The sequence below is a fragment of the Streptomyces sp. NPDC033845 genome (assembly GCF_055576225.1).
Genome location: NZ_JBVIRI010000016.1, coordinates 20925 through 42251 on the forward strand (window position 1 = coordinate 20925; position 21327 = coordinate 42251).

Below are 21327 nucleotides of genomic sequence, written 5' to 3' on the forward strand. Positions count from 1 at the left end.
GCCGACCGGGGGTCGCGTCGCGCGCCGCCGGGGGTCCGGGGCCCCCGGGGTGTAACCAGGCAGGTGGACCGCCCCCCACACCGCCCCGGGAGACACGTACATGCGGAACCGCCTCCGACCCCGCTCCGGCCACCGCCCGCGCGGGCGACTGCTGCGCACCGGACTGCCCGCCGCCGCCCTGGCCGCGGCCGCACTCGGCGGACTGTTGCAGCCCGCCACCGCCCAGCCCACCCCGGTGGCCGAGACCTCGGCCCCCGCCGCCTCCCCGGTCGCCCCGTCGGCCGGGTCCCCGACCGGCCCCGACGGCCGGCCGCCGCGGCAGGACGAGCGGCTCCGCAAGCTGCTGGAGCGGCTGGTGTCCCAGGACGACGGCCCGCCCGGGGCCCTCGCCGTGCTCACCCGGGACGGACGCCACGAGGTGTACCGGGCCGGGGCCGGCGACCTGGCGACCGGCAGGCCCCCCGCCCCGGGCGACCACATGCGGATCGCCAGCATCGCCAAGGCGTTCAGCGGGGCCGTCGCGCTCCGGCTGGTCGACCGGGGGGAACTCGCCCTCGACGACACCATCGGCGAGGTGCTGCCCGGCCAGCCGGCCGCCTGGCACGAGGTGACCCTGCGCCAGCTGCTCCAGCACACCAGCGGGCTGCCCGACTACACCTCCGCCCCCGGGTTCGTGGAGCTCCTCACCGCCGACCCCCGGCACCGCTTCGACTCCCGCCGGCTGCTCGACTTCGTCGCCGGTCAGCCGCTCCGCTTCCGGCCCGGCTCCCTCTACGAGTACTCCAACTCCGACAACATCGCCGTCGCCCTGATGGCCGAGGCCGTCACCGGCCGGCGCTACGAGGAGCTGCTGCGCGAGCTGGTCTACCGTCCGCTGGGCCTGCGCCGCACCAGCCTCCCGCAGGGCTACCGGCTCCCCGAGCCCTATCTGCGCGGCTACGAGGTCGCCCCGGACGGCCCGCCCGAGGACATCAGCGAGCTGCTCGGCGCCTCCGGGGTCTGGGCCTCCGGCGGCATCGTCAGCACCGCCGGGGAACTCGGCACGTTCATCCGCGGCTACGCCGGGCCCGGGTTCGTGTCCGGGAAGGTGCGCGAGGAGCAGCTCGACTTCATCCCCAGTGCCTCCTCGGACCCGGCCGGGCCCGGCACCAACGCGGCCGGGCTGGCGCTCTTCCGCTACACCACCCGCTGCGGGGTGCTCTACGGCCACACCGGCAACTTCCCCGGATACACGCAGCTGGCCGCCGCCACCCCGGACGGACGGCGCTCGCTCACCTTCACGATCAACACCCAGACCGGCAACCGGGAGGCGCCGCGGCTGCTGGCGGAACTCCGTTCGGTCCAGGAGCAGTTCGCCTGCGCCCTGCTGAACAACGGCTGAACCGCGGCGGGTGCGGGGGCTGGCGGGCCCGGTGGGACGTGGGCTACCGTCGGTAATACCGATGGGTAACGTCCAGGTGCCCGCCGGTGCCCGCTGTCCCCCGCACCGTGCCCCACCCTCACAGCCGCCGGGATGAAAGGCCGTCATGGTGAACGCCGGAGACATGTCCGAGGCACCTCAGGAGCAGCGGCGGGAGATACGGCCGGACCATCCGGCCGGCCGGCCGCCCGGCCCCGGGGTCACCCGGCGGCGGGCCCTCACGGTCACCGGCGGGGTCCTCGCCGGAGCCGCCCTGGCCGGCCACGCCTTCCCCGCCTTCGGCGCCGAGTCCCAGCACGCCGACGCCATCGTCGTCGGACACGGCCTCGCCGGACTGGTCGCCACCGCCGAACTCGCCGCGGCCGGACGCAAGGTGCTGCTGCTGGACCAGGAACCGGAGGCCTCCCTCGGCGGCCAGGCGTTCTGGGCCTTCGGCGGACTGTTCTTCGCCGACTCCCACGAGCAGCGCCTGATGGGCATCAAGGACTCCCGGGAACTGGCCTGGCAGGACTGGCTCGGCACGGCCGGCTTCGACCGGGGCGTCGAGGACCCGGCCGGCCCGGACCACTGGGCCTACAAATGGGCCGAGGCCTACGTGGACTTCGCCTCCGGGGAGAAGCGCTCCTGGCTCGCCGGGCTAGGCGTGCAGTGGTTCCCGATCGTGGGCTGGGCCGAACGCGGCGGCGGACTCGCCGACGGCCACGGGAACTCGGTGCCCCGCTTCCACGTCACCTGGGGCACCGGCCCGGCCATCGTCGAACCCTTCGAGAAGAAGGTGCGGGCCGCCGTCGCCAACAGGAAGGTGACGTTCAGGTTCCGGCACCGGGTGGACGGGCTGGTCACCACCGGGGGAGCGGTCACCGGGGTGCGCGGCGCGATCCTGGAGCCCAGCGGTGCGGTGCGGGGCGCCCCCAGCTCCCGTACCGTCGTCGGCGAGTTCGAGCTGCGCGCCCCGGTCGTGGTGGTCACCTCCGGCGGCATCGGCGCCAACCACGACCTCGTCCGCCGCAACTGGCCGGCCCGGCTCGGCACCCCGCCCGCCACCATGGTCACCGGCGTGCCGGCGCACGTGGACGGCCGGATGCTCGCCATCACCGAGAGCGCGGGCGGCCGCATCGTCAACCCCGACCGCATGTGGCACTACACCGAGGGCCTGCGCAACTACGCCCCGATCTGGCCCGGGCACGGCATCCGCATCCTGCCGGGCCCGTCCGCGATGTGGTTCGACGCCCGGGGCCGGCGCTTCGGGACCCCCGACATACCCGGATACGACACCCTGCACACCCTGAAGTCCATCAGGGACACCGGATACGACTACTCGTGGTTCGTGGCCACCCAGAAGATCCTCGCCAAGGAGTTCGCCCTCTCCGGCTCCGAGCAGAACCCCGACCTCACCGACAAGGACATCCTGAAGCTGCTGTCGCGGATCTGGCAGAGCCCGGAGCCCATCGAGCGCTTCAAACGGAACGGTGCCGATTTCGTGGTCGCCGCCAACCTCCCCGACCTGGTCACCGGCATGAACCGGCTCACCGGCGAGAACCTGATCGAACTCCCCGCCCTGCAACGCCAGATCGAGGCGCGGGACCGCGAGATCGAGAACCCCTACACCAAGGACGCCCAGGTCATGGGCATCCGCAACGCCCTCGCCTACACCGGTGACGCCATCAGCCGGACGGCCTCCGCACACCGGATCCTGGACCCCTCGGCGGGCCCGCTGATCGCCGTCCGCCTCAACATCCTCACCCGCAAGACCCTCGGCGGCCTCCAGACCGACCTCGCCGGCCGGGTCCTGGGCGCCACCGGCACCCCCGTCCCCGGGCTCTACGCGGCCGGCGAGGTCGCCGGGTTCGGCGGCGGGGGCATGCACGGCTACCGCTCCCTGGAGGGCACCTTCCTCGGCGGCTGCCTCTACTCCGGCCGGCAGGCCGGCCGGGCGGCCGCGGCCGCCACCGCGAGCTGACGCACGGCGGCCCCGACCGCGACCCGACCGCGACCCGACCCGCCCCGAAGCGCCGCCGGACAGGAGGAACGATCCCTCTGGGAGCCTCCCGGGTGACACCCGGGAGCGCCCGGCCCGGCATGCCGCACCGCGGGTGCCCGGGTCACCAGGCTGTGCTCGTGATCCCCTCCCATGTGATCGGCGCGCTCTCCGCGCTCGCCCTGCTCGCGCCCGCCCCCGTCCACGCCGCCACCCCCTCGGCGCCGGCCGCGCCCCCGGCCCCCGCCCCGGCCCCGCCGAGGGACTTCTTCGCCGGCCTGCCCAAGGGCGGCGACCTGCACAACCACCTCTCCGGTGCGGTCAGCACCGAGTTCCTGATCGAACTCGCCGCCGGTGACGGCCTGTGCATCACCACGGACACCAGCACGGCGGTGCCCCCGCCCTGCGGGGCCGGCACCCGCCCGGCCGCCGACGCCGTGACCGACGCCGCCTTCCGCCTCCAGGTGATCCGGGCCTGGTCCATGCAGGACTTCCCGGCCGACGGCAACGGCCACGACCACTTCTTCGCCACCTTCGGGAAGTTCGGCGAGGTGACCTGGCGGCACCCTGGACGGATGCTCGCCGAGGTCGCCAACACCGCCGCCCGACAGAACCAGTTCTATCTGGAGACCATGATCTCCCCGGCCTCCGGCCAGGCCCGCGAGCTGGCCGACCGGGTCGGCTACGACGCCGACCTCGACCGGATGCACGACGAACTCCTGGCCGGCGGCGGCCTCGACGCCGTCGTCCGGCAGGCCCGCGCCGACGCCGACGCCACCGACACCGAGTTCCGCAGCGCCGCCCACTGCGACGGCCCCCGGCCCGACGCGGCCTGCTCCCTGCCCTACCGCTGGATCTCGCAGGTCGCCCGACTCGGCACCCCCGAGCGGGTCTTCACCCAGATGGCGCTCGGCATGCGGCTCGCCGAACGGGACCCCCGGTTCGTCGCCGTCAACCTGGTGCAGCCGGAGGACGGGGAGGTCGCGCTGCGCGACTACCGGCTGCACATGCGGATGCTGAACTACCTCAAGTCCCAGTACCCCAAGGCCCACATCACCCTGCACGCCGGCGAGCTGGTGCCCGGCCTGGTCAAGCCGGAGCACCTCACCTTCCACATCCGGGAGGCCGCCCAGACCGGCCGGGCCGAGCGGATCGGCCACGGCGTGTCCGTGCTCCACGAGGACCGCTGGGAATCCCTGATGCGCTACATGGCCGACCGGCGCATCGCCGTCGAGGTGCCCTTCCACAGCAACGAGCAGATCCTGCGCGTCTCCGGGGACGACCACCCCTTCGCGACCTACCGCCGCCACGGGGTACCGGTGGTCCTCGCCACCGACGACCCGGGCGTCTCCCGCATCGGGATCACCGACGAGTACCGGCGCGCCGCCGAGACGTACGGACTGGACTACCCGGCCCTGCGGGACCTGGCCCGGGCCTCCCTGGAGCACTCCTTCCTGCCCGGCCGCGGCCTGTGGAACCGCGACGTCCGCACCGGCTACCGCCCCACCGGCCCCTGCGCCGGCGAACGCCAGGGGACCGCGCGGCCGGGTGAGCGCTGCGCCGCCTTCCTGGAGCGGGACCTGAAGGCGAGCGTCGAATGGCGGCAGGAGGCGGCCTTCCACCGCTTCGAGGCCGTCCACGCCCGGACCTCGACCCGTCCCGGCGGCCGCTGACACTCCCCTCGCCGCGCCCGGCCGGCCGCCCGCCGCCCGCCGCACTCCGACCGTCCCGACCGTGCCCGGACTCAGTCCGAGCCGGCCGGGCGGGCGAGCTCCGCGTCGAACTCCAGCCCCAGCAGCACCGCCAGGTTGGTGATCCACAGCCAGACCAGGAACACGATCACACCGGCCACCGCCCCATAGGTCTCGTTGTACGAGGCGAAGTGGCTGACGAAGAAGCCGAACCCGACGGAGGCGCCCAGCCAGATGGCCAGCGCCAGGACGCTGCCGGGGGTCACCCAGGTGGAGCCGCGGTGCCGGGAGTTCGGGGCGGCCCGGTACAGCAGCGCGATCATGGTGGTGGCGAGCAGCACCAGGACCGGCCACTTGGCCACCGACCACACCGCCAGCGCGGTGTCGCCGATCCCCAGCACGGCCCCGGCCTGCCGGGCGAGCCCACCGGTGAAGACGATGATCACCATGCCGGCGCCGCCCAGCACCATCAGCGCCACCGTGAGCACCAGACGCAGCACGAGCACCTTCCACACCGGGCGTCCGCCCGGGGTGCCGTACACGGCGTCCGAGGCCCGGATGAACGCGGCCGTGTAGCCGGAGGCCGACCACAGGGCGAGCAGGAGGCCCGCGAGGGCCAGCAGGGATCCCACCCCGCTGTCGGTCGGCAGCCGGGTCACCGCCCCGTGCAGCACGTCCCTGGCCGGACCGGTGGCCAGCTGCTCCAGGCCGTCCACCACCCGCCGGGTCACCGACTCGCCGGCCAGGCCCAGCAGGGACACCAGGACCAGCAGTCCGGGAAACAGGGACAGCACCCCGTAGTAGGTGAGGGCCGCCGCCCGGTCGGCCAGCTCGTCGTCGGTGAACTTCCGCACCGTCCCGAGCAGCAGGGCCCACCAGGACCGTCTCGGCGGGCCCGGGTCGTGCTCCGCGTCATGATCGGAGCCATGATCGGAGCCGTGATCGGAGCTGCTGTCCTGGCCGGGGTCCGCGGTGAGTGTCATACCCTCCGGGTGTCCCGATCCTCCGCAGTCATGTCAGGACCGGGTCAGGTCAGCGGGGCGCCGTCCGGTGCGGGAACCAGTGGCCCCTGCCTCGCGACCGCTCCTCGCCGGTGCTCCCGGCAGCGGGTGCCTCGGCGGGCGCCGGCGCCGGTGCCGAACCGGTGGCCGCGGCCTGGTCGCGCTGGTTGATCAGGTCCTCGCGTTCGCGGTCGACCACGACGGCCTCGCGGCGGGCCCGCGAGGAGCGGCGGGCCGCACGGCGGGCGCCGACCACCACCAGGGCCAGCCCCAGCAGGGCCACGGCCCCGACGACGATCCCGCTCAGGAAGAGGGAGCCGGTCGACCCGGTGGCGTGGTAGCCGAAGACGGAGAAGTCGCCGCCGGCGCCGAGACCGTTCCCCGCGCCGGAATTGGCGAAGACACCCGTCAGGCCGGCGACGAGGGCGATGACGAGTAGGACGAGTCCGAGAATGAGAATCATCGGGATCACTCCTGGGTTCCGCGCCCGGCGGACCGCCGCACGCAGCCCGCGCCTACCCGCCCCGCACCCCGTCAAGCGGAATCCGGCCCCGGACCGCATCTGTCGTCGGGACCCGCACCGCGAGGATGGCCGTGTCGTCGTCGGCGTCCCCCGGCCCCACCACCGCCTGCAGATGCTCCAGCAGCTCCGGCAGGGGCCGGTCGGTGCCGCTCCCGGCGAGCTCGCGGGCCAGCCGGTCCACATCGCCGAGGATGTCGCTGCCCCGCCGTTCCACCAGACCGTCGGTGTACAGCAGCAGGGTGCCGCCGGGCCTGATCAGCGTCCGGCCACAGGTGCGCGGGACCAGCGGCAGCCCGGGGTGCAGCAGCACGTCGTGCCCGGTCAGTGGCACCACCGAGCCGTCGGGGTCGGCCAGCAGCGGCGGCGGATGGCCCGCGTTGGTCCAGCGCAGCAGCCACGCCGCGTCCCCGGCGGGCCCCAGATGGGCGTGGACCAGGGTCCCGCTGATGCCCAGGCCGAGATGGCGGCCGGCTCGTTCGAGGGCGGACAGGGCGTCGTGCGGGCCGCTCCCGGGGCTGTCGTGGTCGGCCTGCCGGAGCATGCTGCGGACCTGCCCCATGACGGTGGCGGCCCGCATGTCGTGACCGGTGATGTCCCCGACCGTCAGCGCCAGGGTGTCCGCGGCCGGGCCGCCGTCCCCGGGCAGCGGATAGGCGTCGTACCAGTCGCCGCCCACCATCTCCTCGCGGGCCGCCGGCCGGTACAGCCCGGCGATCTCCAGTCCGGGGACGGCCGGCAGCTCGGTGAGCATGGCCCGCTGGAGCTCGTGCGCCACCCCGATCCGCTCGTCGAGGTGCAGCCCGCGCTCCACGGCCTGGGCGGTGTACCCGGCCACGGTCGTCAGGACCGTCCGCTCGGCCGTGCCGATCGCGTACGGGGCGTTCCAGCCCAGCACCAGCACCCCGATGGTGCCGTGCACACCGCGCAGCGGAACGCACACCGCACTGCCCAGGCCGGCCGCGTCGAACCCGTCCCGCGCCTCGGGACCGTACGGGCCCAGGGCGGTGCGGTCGCCCACCACGATCAGCCTGTTCTCCCGGACGGCCCGGGCGCTGGGCCAGTCGGAGTCCAGCGGATACGCCCGGGGCACGGCGGCCGGGGGCGACACCTGCTCGGAGGGGTCGGCGATCCGGCGCAGCACGCCCTGCCGGGTCAGCAGCACCAGATCCACGTAGGCGGGTTTGAAATGGCCGTCGACGAGTTCGCCGACCCGCTCACGGACCTCGTCCAGTCCGCGGGTGTCCGCCAGCTCCTCGGCCGCCCGCAGGAGCACCCGGGACCGGCCGAGGAGCTCCTCCATCCGGACGGCCTCGTACTCGGCTGCCTCCGCCGCCTCCTCCGCCTCCCGGCGGGCCTGCCGCACCTCCTGGGAACGCATCCGCATCCGCATCTGCGCACTGCACAGCGCCCCGAGTTCCGCCAGGTCCTCCCGCTCCGTCGGGTCCCAGCCCCGGGAGGCGGAGGAGACGGCGGCCAGGACGCCCAGGAGCTCGCCGGAGCCGCCGATCAGGGGCACCCCGGCGAAGGCGGATCCGCCCGGCCCGTCCTCGGCCCCGGAGCGGAACAGCGGCCGGCCGAGCGCGGCGACCCGGCGGCAGCCCTCCAGAGCCGCCGGGGGGACCGGGGTACCGGCGGGCCACACCTCGGACCGGGGCTCCGCCGGACCGCCGGGTTCCGGATCCTCCTCCGGTTCCCCGGCCACCCACACCACACCCTGGTCCGCGCCCGACAGCCGGGCGGCCAGACGCGCGAACCGGTTCACCTGCCCTGCCCTCCTGCCCGGGGCGTCCGCCGGGCCGTCGGACACCACGATATCCGCGGACCCGGGGCGAGCGGCCCTCCGGCGGCGGCATGACCGCCGCCGGACGGGGCAGACGGCCCCAGCGCTCCCCGCGCCCCGCCGCCCGCGCACCGCCCCCGATCCGGTGCCACCGAGAGGACGCCCGATGGCCGACGAGTCCCGCCCGGATCCCGAGCTCAGCCTGCTGATCAGACTGGTGGACGCCGACCGGGAGAACCGCTCCCACTTCGGGGTCTCCCTCAACATCCCCGGCGGGGTGATCTACGGGCAGGCGATCAGCCGGGAGACGTACGTGCGGGACTGGGAGGCCTCGCTGCGCGACCTCCCGGGAGCCGGGGCCGCGTCACTGGCCCGGCTGCCCGGGCTCGTCGGGCGGGCCCTGGAGGAGCAGGAGCGGAAGGAGGGGACGGACCCCGACCCGCTGCCGGCCTGGGTGCATCTGCGGGACGCCACCTTCCTGACCGGATCCGCCCGCCAGACGATGCACTACGAGCTGTGGCGCGGCCGCCTCGACGATGTCGTGGGCTGGTCGCTGTCCATCCCCTCCTGAGCCGGGGCCCCCTCCCGCGCCCCGTCCGTCCCCGTGCGCTGCCCTCAGCAGCGGCCGGCGGGCCGGGCGCGGGTCACCAGGTCGGTGTGGCCGGTGGTGCCGTCCAGCCATACGGCGCGCCGGCCGGTGTCCGCGGCCAGACCGAGCTGCTCGCCCCGGTTGCAGGAGACCCGCTGGAGGCCGCGGCCGTCCGCGTCCGTCTGCACCAGCTTCGGCAGCCTGTCGTTCGACCAGCGCGGCCCGGTCTGCGGGCCGTGGTCCGGCCGCCAGTACTGCAGGGTGACCGCCGCGTCCGTGGCGTCCAGGTTCCAGAAGTGCGCCGACGGATCCTGCTCGCCGATCAGGTCCGTCAGACCCGTCCCGTCCAGGTTCGCCCGCCGCAGCGCCATCCGGTTGTCGTCCGGGATGTCGTCCACCAGCCAGTACACGTGCCGGCCGGTCACCACCGGGGAGGCCAGCCCGTTGTAGCCGCCCTTCGGCGGCACCAGGGCCCTGCGGCCGGTCCGCACGTCGGTGACCTCCACGCTGACCTGCTGGTAGCCCTGGGAGTCGGTGTACAGCTTGGCGTAGCCCAGCCGCGACCCGCTCAGCGTGGGCAGCGCGGTCACGGTGTCGGCCGCGCCGCCGTCCGCGTACACCGGCCGGCGGTCGCCGGGCCGCAGGTAGCCGACCCGGGACCGGCCCTCCAAGGTGACCTCCTGGAAGGCGATCACCCCGCCGGACACCCGGACGTTGCCGATGGTCGCCGGGGCCGACCAGACCGTCCGCACCGGACCGCCGGCCAGCGGCCGGGACAGCACCGAGACCCCGTCCGGCCCGTACGCCGCCCACACCGCGGTCCTGCCGTCGGTGTCCGGATACACGTGCGCGCGGCCGTCGTTGGGGCTGAGCCGCTTCACCCCGCCGGTGCCGTCGGTGCGCCCGGCGTACACCGAGTACGCCTCCTGCCCCGACTCGTCCGAGGAGGCGGAGGCCCACCAGCCGCCGCCCGCGCCGGGCGGGGTGCCGGTGGTGTTCACATCGCCGAGCAGCCGGTCGGAGTCCACTCCGAGGGCCTTCTCCCAGCCGGGCACGATGCCGTGCGCGTCGAAGGCCCGCCGGACGGCCTTCAGCTGCGCGCCGCCCGCCTTCAGGTCGCGGGCGGCGGCGAGCACCGCGGCCCGGCCCTGGGTGAACCCGTCCAGCGGGGTGAGGTAGCGGGTCAGCGCCCGGTAGACGATCCGGTCGGCGAGCCCGGCGCCGAGGTCCTCTCGGATGTCCCACAGGGCTCCGGAGAAGATGGTGGAGTTCAGGTGCACCCCGCCGTCGTCGGTGCCGTACGTGGCGCCCAGGAAGTCCTTGGCGGTGGTCCGGCCGTCGTCGAGGTCGCGCAGCGCGCAGTCGCGCGGCGCCAGGGTCCGGCACAGGTCCTCGCCCACCAGGCCCGCGTCCGGGTGGCCCATCGGGGTGCCCGAGGCGGTCAGGTCGATGGCGTTGCCGAAGTAGTCGGCGACCGCCTCGTTCAGGGCGCCCGACTGGCCGACGTAGACCAGGCCCGCGGTGTGCTCCACGATCCCGTGGGTCATCTCGTGGCCGACCACGTCGAGGTCCGCGGAGAGCGGCTTGAACTCCTCGTCCCCGGTGCCGTACACCATCTTGGTGCCGTCCCAGAAGGCGTTCACGTACGGCAGGCCGTACGGGTCGCGCACCCCCACCAGGGAGTTGACGGCCCCGCCCCGGCCGTCCAGGCCGTCCCGGCCGTGCTTGGTACGGAAGTAGTCGTACACCTGCCCGGCCGCCCAGTGGGCGTCGACCGCGCCGGAGTCGGTGGCGGCCCGGCCGAAGGCCCTGCCGGGCGAGGCGACCGGGGCGATGCCGGCCGGCCAGGTGCCCGCCACCTCGTCCACCCGCCGGCCGGTGGCGTCGTAGGTGGTGATCGGCTGCCTGCTGGTCGACCAGGTGCGGCCGTGGTCGCGCAGGACGTAGCCGGACGTGTCCCGCTGCACGCCGAGGGTGACCTTGGCACCGTTCAGCCGGGTGCCGGAACCGGCGGTCACCGGGGCCGGGGACCGGGACTCGATCCGCCGGATCGCCGAATAGGCGAGCAGCGGGAACCCGGAGCGGGCGTCCACGTAGACCTCCTGCCGCACCGGCTCGCCGGTCGCCGGATCGCTGCCGGTGACCGTCACATGGTGCGCCAGCACGCCCTTGCCCCTCGGCAGCACGACCAGGCCGTGGCCCTCGGCGGACAGCCGGGCGGTCAGCGGGCCGCGGGCCGGCCGCTCCGCACCGGCGCCGGGCGCCCCCGCCCCCGGCTTCGACGGGCGGGCCGGGGACAGCTTCTGACGGGACAGCCGCTCGCGCACCGAGGCCACCGCCCGCTCGCCGGCCCGGGCCGCGGTGACGGCCGCGCGGGTGTCCACGGTCAGCCCGGTGAAGTACCGGCCCGAGGTCCCGGTGACCAGCCGGCGGCCGTCCCGGTGCTCCATCCGGACCAGGTACTGACCGCCGAGCACCGGCACCCCGCGGTGCCGCTGGGCGAACCGGACGGTCTCCTCGGCCCCCTCCTGCAGGGCCGGGCCGGCGGCCGCCAGGTCCCGCCCTGGGTCGGGGATGGCGTAGCGCCCCTTGCGGGCCGCGAGATGGCCGAGGGCGGCTTCGGCCGCGCCGCTCCCGGCATCGGCCGGTTCGGCGATCCCCTCGACCAGGGCCGGGGTCGCGGTGCCCTCCCCGGGCACCACCTCGGCCACGGGCGGGGCCGGTTCGGCCTGCGCGGTGGCCGGCAGGAGGCCGGACAACAGGGCCGCCGCGCCGAGGAGCGCGGCGGCGCCGGATATCCGGGCCGTCCTCGCGGACGTACTGGACCTGCTCACCATGGGTTCCCTCCGGACGATCGGTGTGGGGCCCATGCAAGGTGTTGCATCGTTGTGGATCAAGGAATAAGTGCCGGTCACAACTGTGGAAGCACACTTGTGGGCAGAATGCGCGCATGCCGAGAATCCCCTCATGACCATCAAGACCACACTGGGGGAACTCGGTCTGGGGGCCGACGCGGAGCGGGTCTATCGCGCCCTGTCCCGGGACCGGGAAGCGGCACCGGACCGGCTGCGCGCCGAACTCGGCATGGAACGGCCGGGGTTCGACCGCACGATCGGCCAACTGCGCGAGCACGGCTTCGTGCTGGAGGGCCCGCCCGGAACCCTGCCCCGCCCCCTGCCCGCGGGACCGGCGATCCGCGCCCTGGCCCACCGCCGTGCCGCCGAACTCCACGACAGAGCAGCCGACCTGGAGCGCATCCGGGCGGCCGCCGACGAGATCGCGGTCCGGCTCGCCCCGGACGTCCCCGACACCCCCGGCCGCTCCGACGGCGCCGGCTGGGAGACCGTCCACGGACAGCAGCGGATCGTGCGCCGGGTGGCCGAACTGCTCGCCGCCGCCCGCCACGAGGTGGCCTTCCTCGACCGGCCGCCCTACGCCATGCCGGACCGCCCCGAGGCGTACCTCCCCGGCCACGGCCTCGACGGCCTGCGCGCCCGGGGGGTGGCGGTCCGCATCGTGGTGGGGGAGGAGGCCCTCGACCGCCCGGGCCGCTGGGAGGTGCTCGCCCCGCTGATGGCCACCGGGGTACGGATCCGGGCCGCGGCCTCCGTCCCGACCAAACTGCTGGTGGTCGACGGCCGCACCGCCCTGCTGCCGCCCACCGGGGAGGCGGACCCGACCAGTTCGGCGCTCCTGGTCACCGGCGGCCTGCTCGCCCCGGCGATGGTCGGCCTGTTCGAGGCGGTGTGGCAGGGCGCCCTGCCGTTCGGCGGCCCCGAGGGGCCGGCGGAACCGGTACCGGAGGGGCGGCAGGCCCTGCTCGGCCTGATGGCGGGCGGGCTCAAGGACGAGGCCATCGCCCGCCAGCTGGGCGTCCACGTGCACACCGCCCGCCGCCGGATCAACGCCCTGCTCGGCGAACTGGGCGCCGCCACCCGCTTCCAGGCCGGCGCCCGGGCGGCCCTGCGCGGCTGGCTCTAGGCCGCCTCCGGAGAGGGCTCAGGTCCGGACCCGGTCCAGGAGGCCCTCCGGCAGGTACTCCTTCAGGGACTCGGCGAGGGCGGCCGGGTCGGTGACCGGGTCGCGCGGCGGGTTCCAGGGGCGGCGGGGCAGCGACACCGGCGCGGTCCCGCCGAGGCGCAGCGCCACGTCGGCGCGCAGCTGCGGCAGCATCGCGTACAGCCGGTCCCCGGGGCAGGCGGTGCTGTTGAAGTCCCGGTGCCCGTAGATCTCCGACGGGGAGACCCCGTACTGGCGGCAGATGTGGGCGCACAGGTCCGCCAGCGCCGCGTACTGGGCGGCCGGCGGCTGCTCCGTCATGTAGGTGCCCTCGTTCTCGATGCCGATGGACACGTTGTTCTGGCCGACGCAGTGCGCCGCCCGGACGATCCGGTTCCCGGCGTTCAGGGCGGCCAGACTGCGGTGCCGGCCCTCCAGCACGAACGCGCCCCGGCTGATGGTGAAGTGCTGGCCCGTGTCGATCCAGCCCTGGAGGTCCATGTGGTGGGTCTGGATGGCACGGGCCAGCTTGTGCGCCCGGTCCCGGGAGAGGTCGGCGACGTTCGCCGTGGCCGTGTGGTGGACGATGATCCGCTCGGGGCGGGCGGCGAGCAGCACCACGGCCTCCGACGCGGCCCGCGCGCCCCAGCCGGCACAGTCGGTGATCGCGGGCACGGTGAACCCGTCACGGCCCCGGAACCCGCCGGCGCCGGTGGCGGCAGCGGCCGGGGAGGCCGTGACGGCGGGCAGGACGGTCGCGGCCGAGAACGCGAACGCGGCGGAGACCAGGGCGCGGCGGGAGAGCCGGGCGGGAGGGGTGGACGTCATCGATGGGCCCGTTCCTGTGGGGGGAGGAAGCACCCATATAAGAGCGCCCCACCCCCCGGGAGCACGCAGGCGCTCCGCGCACCCGCCCCATACCCCCCGCCCGCGCCGGGGTCAGGAGGGCAGCCAGGCCTTCCAGGTGGCGGGGTTGGCCTTCACCCAGCGGGCCGCGGCCTCCTGCGGCGCCAGCTTCTCCTCCGCGATCATCAGCGAGACGTCGTTCTGCATCTCGGTGGTCCAGCGGAACCTCTTCAGGAAGGCCGCCGCGTCGCCCCCGCCGTCCGCGAACCGGGCGTTGAGGAACTTCTGGAGGGGGGTGTGCGGGTATCCGCAGGCCACCTTCTCCGGGTCGGCGTCGCAGCCCTCCTTGTAGGCGGGCAGCCGCACCTCGGTCATCGGCACCTTCTCGAACAGCCACTGGGGCTTGTACCAGTAGCTGAGGAACGGCTTCCGTTCCTTGGCGAACTGCTTGATCTGGGTGATCTGGGCCGCCTCGGAGCCGGCGAAGACCACCTGGTAGTCCAGGTCCAGGTTCTTCACCAGGGCCTTGTCGTTGGTGACGTAGGACGGGGAGCCGTCCAGCAGCTGGCCCTTCCCGCCGCTCTCCGGGGTGCGGAACTCGGCGGCGTACTTGTCCAGGTTCCGCCAGTCGGTGACGTCCGGGTGCTCCTCGGCGAAGTACGTGGGCACGAACCAGCCGATGTGGCCGGTGACCCCGAGGTCGCCGCCCCGGGCGATGGTGCCCTTGTCGGCGATGTACCGCTCCTCCTGCTCGGGGTGGCCCCAGTCCTCCAGGATGGCGTCCACCCGGCCCTGGCTGAGGGCGTCCCAGGCGGGCACCTCGTCGATCTGCACGGTGTCGACCCGGTAGCCGAGCTCGTGCTCCAGCAGGTACTGGGCGACGGCCACGTTGGCCTGGGCGCCGACCCAGGACTGCACGGACAGGGTGACCGTCCGGGATCCCTTCGCGGCGGCGTACGGGGAGGACTGCCGGGTCATGTCGGCCGCCCCGCAGCCGGTCAGACCGGCCGTCAGGGCCGCGGCCGCCAGCAGGGCGGAGAGCCGGACGGCACGGGAGCGGGGGGCGCCCGGGAGACGGGCGGCCCGGGGTGTGCGGGGGGTGGTGCGGGTGCGGGGCATCTCAGGCCACCTTTCCGGCTCGGCCGCCTCGTCGGGTCGGCTGGGTGACGCGGTCGAGGACCAGGCCGAGGCAGACGATGGCCGCACCGGCCACCAGACCGGTCGCGAGGTCGCCGCGGGCCAGGCCGAACACCGCCTCGTAGCCCAGCGCCCCGCCGCCTACCAGGCCGCCGATGACGACGACGGCGAGGACCAGGACCACGCCCTGGTTGACGGCCAGCAGCAGCGCGGGCCGGGCCAGCGGCAGCTGGACCTGGAACAGCTGCTGCCGTCCGGTCGCGCCGAGGGCCCGCGAGGACTCCAGCGCGCCGGGGTCCACCGCCCGTACGCCCTGCTCGGTGATCCGGACCACGGCGGGCAGCGCGTAGACCACGGCGGCCGCGACGGCGGGGGCTCGGCCCACGCCGAACAGCGCGACCACCGGGATCAGGTAGACGAACTGCGGCATCGTCTGGAAGACGTCGAGTACGGGCCGAAGGGCGCGGCCCAGCCGGTCGTGGCGGGCGGCGGCGGTGCCGAGGGCGAAGCCAAGCAGCAGGGTCACCGCGACGGCGGCCAACACCTGGGAGAGGGTGTCGAGGGCCGGGTCCCAGACGCCGAGCACCCCGATCGCGGCCATGGCCAGGACGGCGGTGGCGGCCGTCCGCCAGGTCCCGATGAGCAGGGCGAGCACGCCGACCGCCAGCAGCACGCTCCACCAGGGCAGCCATTGCAGGCCGTCGCGCAGCGGGTTGAGGACCCAGGTGGTGAAGCGGCCGGCCCAGTCGGCGGTGCCGCCGACGACGGGGACCCCGGAGTAGAGGTGCGCGGTCATCCACTCCACGGCCCGGTTGACGGGTCCGGCGGTGTCCAGGGTCCAGCCCTCGGGCCAGCTCAGCCGGTCGGACAGACGTCCGGCGGCGGCCACCGCGGCCACCGCGAGGGCGCCCGCGGCGAGCGTCGCGCGCCCGCCGGTCCAGGCGGTGCGGCCGGGGCCGTCGGGGCGGGCCGGGACCGTGCCGATCCGGGCGCCGGCCGCGGCCGTGACCCGGTCCAGGACGACGGCGAGCAGCACGATGGGCACGCCCGCCGCGAGGGCGGCACCGACGTCGACGGCGGCGAGGGCCTGGTAGACCCGGTCGCCGAGGCCGCCGGCCCCGATCACGGAGGCGATCACGGCCATGCCCAGCGCCATCATGATCGACTGGTTGAGGCCGAGCAGGAGTTCCTTGCGGGCCAGCGGGAGCCGGGCCGTCAGCAGCCGCTGCCGGCCGGTGGCGCCCAGGGAGGCGGCGGCCTCCATCACCCCGGGGTCGGCGCCGCGCAGCCCGAGCGCGGTCAGCCGGGCCATGGGCGGGGCGGCGTAGACGACGGTCGCGAGGACCGCGGCGGGCACCCCGATGCCGAAGACCAGGACCACCGGCAGCAGGTACGCGAAGGCGGGCAGCACCTGCATGGTGTCCAGGACCGGGCGCAGGATCCGGTCCATCCGGTCGGAGAGGCCGGCCGCGAGTCCGAGGAGTCCGCCGAGGAGCACCGAGGCGGCGACGGCGACGGCCATCAGGGCCAGGGTCTGCATGGTCGGCACCCACATGCCCAGCAGTCCGCACACGGTGAAGGCGGCGACGGAGGTCAGCGCGAGCCGGGGGCCCGCGACCCGCCAGGCCAGCAGGCCGGCGGCGGCCGTCACCCCGGCCCATCCCAGGGCCAGGAGCAGCAGGTAGACGGCGCGGACGGAGAGAACCACGGCGTTGCTGAGGTGGCCGAGGAAGTACAGGAACAGCGGGTGGCCGTCCCGGTTGTCGATGATCCAGTCGCTGGTGCGTTCCAGCGGGCCGGAGAGGTCCACGGAGAGTGCGCCGGGCCAGTTCCCGCCGCCCAGCAGCAGGACACCGAGGACCAGGGCCACGACCGCGCCCGCCCCGATCAGCCGGCCGCGGCGGCGTCCGGGGGCGGGGGAGGCCGGCGCGGGGGCGGCGGCGGGTGGGCGGGTGGCGGCGGGTGTGGGGGTGGCGGTGGTCATCGGGCGCACCCCCGGGGGGAGTGCGCGCACGGCGGCGGCCAGGTGGTGTGCGGATACATCAGGCCACCGCCTTCCCGGCCGCGGCGTCCGCCGGGACCCCGGCGACCACGGCGAGCAGGGCGCGCTGGTCGACCACGCCGAGGCACCGGCCGTCCTGGACGACCCGCGCGTTCTGTCCCGTGCGGGCCACGGCCTCGATCGCCTCGTGCACGGTGGCGCCCGGGGCGAGCGCCGGACCCTGCTCGCTCTCCTCGGCGCGGGCCGGCCGCATCGCCGAGCGGACGGTCAGCACCTGCTCGCGCGGCACGTCGCGGACGAAGTCCCGGACGTAGTCGTCGGCGGGGGAGCCGACGATCTCCTCGGGGGTGCCGAGCTGTACGATCCGGCCGCCGCGCATCAGCGCGATCCGGTCGCCGAGCCTGAGCGCCTCGCTCAGGTCGTGGGTGATGAAGACCATGGTGCGGCCCTCCTCGCGGTGCAGTCGGACCACCTCCTCCTGCATGTCCCGGCGGATCAGCGGGTCGAGGGCGCTGAACGGCTCGTCGAACAGCAGGACCTCGGGGTCGACGGCGAGGGCGCGGGCCAGTCCGACCCGCTGCTGCTGCCCGCCGGACAGCTGTCCGGGCCTGCGGTGCTCCATCCCCTCCAGGCCGACCTTGGTGACGAACCCGGCCGCCCGTTCGCGGCGTTCGGCACGGCCCACGCCCTGGATCTCCAGGCCGTAGGCGACGTTGTCGAGGACGGTCCGGTGCGGGAGCAGCCCGAAGTGCTGGAAGACCATCGAGGCCCGGTGCCGGCGGAGTTCGCGCAGCCGGCCGGGGTCCATGGACAGGACGTCCTCGCCGTCGATGGCGATGCTGCCCGAGGTGGGCTCGATCAGCCGGGTCAGGCAGCGGACCAGGGTGGACTTGCCGGAGCCCGACAGCCCCATGACCACGAAGACCTCGCCCTTGCGGACCTCGAAGGACACGTCCCGGACGGCGGCGGTGCAGCCGGTCCGCTCGCGCAGCCCGGCGGCGTCCAGGGCGGCGAGCTCGGGGTCGCCGGGGATCCGGTCGGCCTTGGGTCCGAAGACCTTCCACAGGTTCCGCACGGAGAAGACGGAGTCGGTGTTCATCGGGTGGTGCCTCCCAGCAGGTCGGCGCATTTCTCGCCGACCATGAGCACGCCGATCATCGGGTTGACGGCGGTCATGGTCGGGAAGACGGACGCGTCGGCGATCCGGATGCCCTCCAGGCCCCGGATTCTCAGATCAGGTGTGACGACGGCGAGTTCGTCGTCCTCCGCTCCCATCCGGCAGGTGCCGGCCGGGTGGTAGACGGTGTGCGCGACCTGGCGTGCGTACGCGCTGAGCTCCTCGTCGGAGGTGATCTCCGGGCCCGGGCACACCTCGCGCTTCAGCCAGCCCGCCAGGGGCTCGCTCGCCGCTATCTCCCGGGCGATCCTGATGCCGTCGACCAGGGTCCGGGCGTCGTAGTCCTCCTCGTCGGTGAAGTACCGGAAGTCCAGGGCGGGTTTGACCGCCGGGTCGGCACTGGTGAGGTAGAGGCGCCCGCGACTGCGCGGCTTGGGGATGTTCGGGGTCATCGACACGCCGTGCGGGGGCCGTTCGTAGCCCAGCCGCTCGGGGTTGTCGGTGAAGGGGATCTGGTAGAAGTGGAACATCAGGTCCGGTCCCCGGGACCCGGGGTCCCGGCGGACGAACAGCCCGGCGTCGGAGTCCATCGCCGAGTTCTCCGGGATCGGACCGTGCGTCTCCCACACGATGACGGACTCGGGGTGGTCGAGCAGGTTCTCGCCGACGCCCGGCAGGTCGTGCACCACCGGGATGCCCAGCTCCGCCAGGTCGGCGCGGGGGCCGATCCCGGAGTGCAGCAGCAGCCGGGGGGTGTCCACGGCCCCGGCGCACACCAGCACCTCGCGGCGGGCCCGCACCAGGTGCTCGGCGCCGTCCGCGGTGCGGACGTGCGCACCGGTGGCCCGGGTGCCCTCCAGCTCCAGCCGGAAGGCCCAGGTCTCCAGGGCGATGTGCAGGTTCGGCCGGTCGAGGAAGGGGTGCAGATAGGCCACCGAGGCGGAGGAGCGCTTGTTGTCCTCCGGGTGGTAGGCCAGGTCGAAGAACCCGGCCCCCTCGTGGAAGGCGCTCCGGTTGAAACCCTCCACCAGCGGCACGCCGACGGACTTGCGGGCCGCGTCCACGAAGTCCCGGGCGATGGCGTTCCGGTCGGCCTCGGCCACCGGGACGATGTTGTTCCGGAGCCGCGGGAAGTACGGGTCCATGGACTCCGCGTCCCAGCCCTCGGCCCCCGCCTCGGCCCACTCGTCCCAGTCGGAGGGCAGCGGCTTGAACGCGATCAGGGTGTTGTGCGAGGAGCAGCCGCCCAGGACCCTGGCCCGGCTGTGCCGGATGTGCGAGTTGCCCCGGGGCTGCTCGGTGGTGGGGTAGTCGTAGTCCAGCTCCCCGCCGAGCAGGCCCATCCAGCGGCGCAGGGTGAGCACCTCCGCACGGCCCACGTCGCTGGGGCCGCCCTCGATCACCGCGACGCTGACGTCCGGGTCCTCGGTCAGCCGGGAGGCGATCACGGAGCCGGCGGTGCCGCCGCCGACGATGACGTAGTCGTACACCTGCGGCTGGTTCATGCCAGGTCCTTCTGCTGGTCGTCCCGGTGCTGGTCGTGCCGCTGCTGGTCGGCGCCCGCGAACCAGCGCACCGGGCGCGGGGCGAGGTTGCGGTAGACGTGCTTGGCCTCGCGGTACTCGGCGAGGCCGGTCGGGCCGAGCTCGCGGCCGATGCCGGACTTCCCGAAGCCGCCCCATTCCGCCTGCGGCAGATAGGGGTGGAAGTCGTTGATCCAGACGGTGCCGTGCCGGAGCCGGGCGGCGACCCGCTCGGCCCGGGCCCCGTCGGAGGTCCACACCGCTCCGGCGAGGCCGTACTCGGTGTCGTTGCCGAGGGCGACGGCCTCCTCCTCGGTGCGGAAGGTCTCCACGGTGAGGACGGGGCCGAAGACCTCCTCGCGGATCACCCGCATCCCGCGGTGGCAGCCGTCCAGGACGGTGGGCCGGTAGAAGAAGCCGGGGCCGGCCGGGCGTTCGCCGCCGGCCCGCAGTACGGCGCCCTCGGCGAGGGCCGAGGCCACGTACTCCTCGGTCCGCGCGAGCTGGGCCGCGGAGACCAGCGGCCCGCACTCCACGCCCTCGTCGGTGCCGCGGCCCAGCCGGATCAGATCGGCCCGGCGTGCCAGCTCGGCGACGAACCGCTCGCGCAGGGACTCCTCGACGATCAGCCGGGAGCCGGCCGAGCACACCTGGCCGCTGTGCATGAAGGCGGCGTTGAGGGCCTGGTCCACAGCGGTGTCGAAGCCCTCGGGGGTGGCGCAGGCGTCGGCGAACACCACATTGGGGTTCTTCCCGCCCAGTTCCAGCGCGACCTTCTTGACGCTGTCGGCGGCCGCCCGGGCGACCTTGGTGCCGCTGAGCAGCCCGCCGGTGAAGGAGACCAGGTCCACGTCGGGGTGCTCGGCGAGCCGGGCCCCGACCGTGTGACCGGCGCCGGTGACGATATTGGCCGCGCCCAGCGGCAGTCCCGCCTCCAGGAGCAGCTCGACGAGCACGACGGTGGTCAGCGGGGTGATCTCGCTGGGCTTGACCACCAGGGTGTTGCCTGCCGCGAGGGCCGGTGCGATCTTCCAACTCGCCTGGAGGAGAGGGTAGTTCCAGGGGGTGATCAGGGCGCACACGCCGACCGGCTCATGGACGACCACGCTGTGGACCTCGTCCGAACCGGTGTCCACGACCCGTCCGCCGTCCTCCTTCTCCACGAGGTCGGCGAAGTAGCGGAAGGCGTCGCGGACGCAGTCCACGTCCACCCGGCCCTCTTCCAGGGTCTTGCCGGCGTCCCGGCTCTCCAGGGCGCCGATGCGCTCCCGGTCGCGTTCCAGCAGGGCGGCGACCCTGCGCAGCAGGGCGGCCCGCTCGGCGACCGGGGTGCGCGGCCAGGAGCCCTCGTCGAAGGCGGCGCGGGCCGCGGCCACCGCGTCGTCGGTGTCCTGGACACCGCCCTCGGCCACCACCGCGAAGACGGTCGCGTCCACGGGGTCGATGATCTCGCGGGTGGCGCCGGAGCGGGCTGCTCGCCACTCTCCGCCCACATGGATGGTCTGGTCTGCTGCGCTCACGTCGGGTCGGGCCTTTCCGTTCAGGTGCATCCCCTCCGGTCGCCCGGAGGTTCCGACCGCCTGCCCCCGCATCTGCGACCCATGAGGAACGCGTTGCGCAGAGTGACCCGCTTCACGGCCTACAAACGAACAAAACCGGACATAACTCAGCCCCGAACCATGATCGACACGTAGCTCTCGGGCAGCAGCTCGGCGACGGGG

Annotated in this window: 15 protein-coding genes; 5 read left to right on the forward strand and 10 right to left on the reverse strand. The window is 74.5% G+C overall.

All coding sequences use genetic code 11. The features are described 5' to 3' along the window. Positions 1 to 100 precede the first annotated feature (100 nt). The 3 genes from ACZ50K_RS28515 to ACZ50K_RS28525 all read left to right on the forward strand — a co-directional run bounded on the left by ACZ50K_RS28515 (position 101) and on the right by ACZ50K_RS28525 (position 5071). Entirely contained in the window at positions 101 to 1381 is a 1281-nt protein-coding gene (locus ACZ50K_RS28515; protein ID WP_468908138.1) for a serine hydrolase domain-containing protein, read from the forward strand. A 163-nt stretch (positions 1382 to 1544) separates the two neighbouring features. Further along, positions 1545 to 3380, forward strand: a complete 1836-nt coding sequence (locus ACZ50K_RS28520; RefSeq protein WP_468908139.1) for an FAD-binding dehydrogenase — start codon at positions 1545 to 1547, stop codon at positions 3378 to 3380. Positions 3381 to 3499: 119 nt separating this feature from the next. Then, the gene (locus tag ACZ50K_RS28525) at positions 3500 to 5071 is read left to right on the forward strand and encodes an adenosine deaminase family protein (protein WP_468908140.1); all 1572 of its coding nucleotides are present in this window, start codon (positions 3500 to 3502) and stop codon (positions 5069 to 5071) included. Positions 5072 to 5142: 71 nt separating this feature from the next. On the opposite strand, the gene ACZ50K_RS28530 is transcribed toward ACZ50K_RS28525, so the two are convergent. From ACZ50K_RS28530 to ACZ50K_RS28540, 3 genes are read right to left on the reverse strand one after another with little or no spacing between them, the layout of a single operon-like run. Next, positions 5143 to 6072 carry a YihY/virulence factor BrkB family protein gene (locus ACZ50K_RS28530; protein WP_468908141.1) on the reverse strand — a complete coding sequence of 310 codons (930 nt, stop codon included), beginning with the start codon at positions 6070 to 6072 and terminating at the stop codon, positions 5143 to 5145. Positions 6073 to 6121: 49 nt separating this feature from the next. Beyond that, positions 6122 to 6553 (reverse strand): hypothetical protein, encoded by a 432-nt coding sequence (locus tag ACZ50K_RS28535; protein ID WP_468908142.1) that lies wholly within the window; start codon positions 6551 to 6553, stop codon positions 6122 to 6124. A 52-nt stretch (positions 6554 to 6605) separates the two neighbouring features. Then, positions 6606 to 8375 (reverse strand): SpoIIE family protein phosphatase, encoded by a 1770-nt coding sequence (locus tag ACZ50K_RS28540; protein WP_468908143.1) that lies wholly within the window; start codon positions 8373 to 8375, stop codon positions 6606 to 6608. Between the two features lie 184 nt (positions 8376 to 8559). On the opposite strand from ACZ50K_RS28540, the gene ACZ50K_RS28545 reads away from it, so the two are divergent. Next, the gene (locus tag ACZ50K_RS28545; protein WP_468908144.1) at positions 8560 to 8964 is read left to right on the forward strand and encodes a hypothetical protein; all 405 of its coding nucleotides are present in this window, start codon (positions 8560 to 8562) and stop codon (positions 8962 to 8964) included. 44 nt (positions 8965 to 9008) lie between these two features. Here the strand turns inward: ACZ50K_RS28545 and ACZ50K_RS28550 are convergent, their stop codons facing one another. Next, positions 9009 to 11819 (reverse strand): M4 family metallopeptidase, encoded by a 2811-nt coding sequence (locus ACZ50K_RS28550; RefSeq protein WP_468908146.1) that lies wholly within the window; start codon positions 11817 to 11819, stop codon positions 9009 to 9011. Positions 11820 to 11949: 130 nt separating this feature from the next. Between ACZ50K_RS28550 and ACZ50K_RS28555 the strand changes: the two genes are divergently transcribed. Next, entirely contained in the window at positions 11950 to 12963 is a 1014-nt protein-coding gene (locus ACZ50K_RS28555) for a helix-turn-helix domain-containing protein (protein WP_468908147.1), read from the forward strand. Positions 12964 to 12981: 18 nt separating this feature from the next. On the opposite strand, the gene ACZ50K_RS28560 is transcribed toward ACZ50K_RS28555, so the two are convergent. The 6 genes from ACZ50K_RS28560 to ACZ50K_RS28585 all read right to left on the reverse strand — a co-directional run bounded on the left by ACZ50K_RS28560 (position 12982) and on the right by ACZ50K_RS28585 (position 21126). Next, on the reverse strand, positions 12982 to 13809 hold the full coding sequence (locus ACZ50K_RS28560; RefSeq protein WP_468908149.1) for a peptidoglycan recognition protein family protein: 828 nt from the start codon (positions 13807 to 13809) through the stop codon (positions 12982 to 12984). Between the two features lie 111 nt (positions 13810 to 13920). Beyond that, on the reverse strand, positions 13921 to 14946 hold the full coding sequence (locus ACZ50K_RS28565) for an ABC transporter substrate-binding protein (RefSeq protein WP_468908151.1): 1026 nt from the start codon (positions 14944 to 14946) through the stop codon (positions 13921 to 13923). A 1-nt stretch (position 14947) separates the two neighbouring features. After that, positions 14948 to 16948 (reverse strand): ABC transporter permease subunit, encoded by a 2001-nt coding sequence (locus ACZ50K_RS28570; RefSeq protein WP_468908153.1) that lies wholly within the window; start codon positions 16946 to 16948, stop codon positions 14948 to 14950. Positions 16949 to 17006: 58 nt separating this feature from the next. Next, a complete protein-coding gene (locus ACZ50K_RS28575) occupies positions 17007 to 18065 on the reverse strand; it encodes a quaternary amine ABC transporter ATP-binding protein (RefSeq protein WP_468908155.1) in 1059 nt (352 codons plus the stop codon). Next, positions 18062 to 19588, reverse strand: coding sequence for a GMC family oxidoreductase (locus ACZ50K_RS28580; protein WP_468908157.1), 1527 nt, complete (start codon positions 19586 to 19588; stop codon positions 18062 to 18064). Before ACZ50K_RS28580 ends, ACZ50K_RS28575 begins: the two co-directional genes overlap by 4 nt. Continuing rightward, positions 19585 to 21126, reverse strand: coding sequence for an aldehyde dehydrogenase family protein (locus ACZ50K_RS28585; protein WP_468908159.1), 1542 nt, complete (start codon positions 21124 to 21126; stop codon positions 19585 to 19587). Before ACZ50K_RS28585 ends, ACZ50K_RS28580 begins: the two co-directional genes overlap by 4 nt. Positions 21127 to 21327 lie beyond the last annotated feature (201 nt).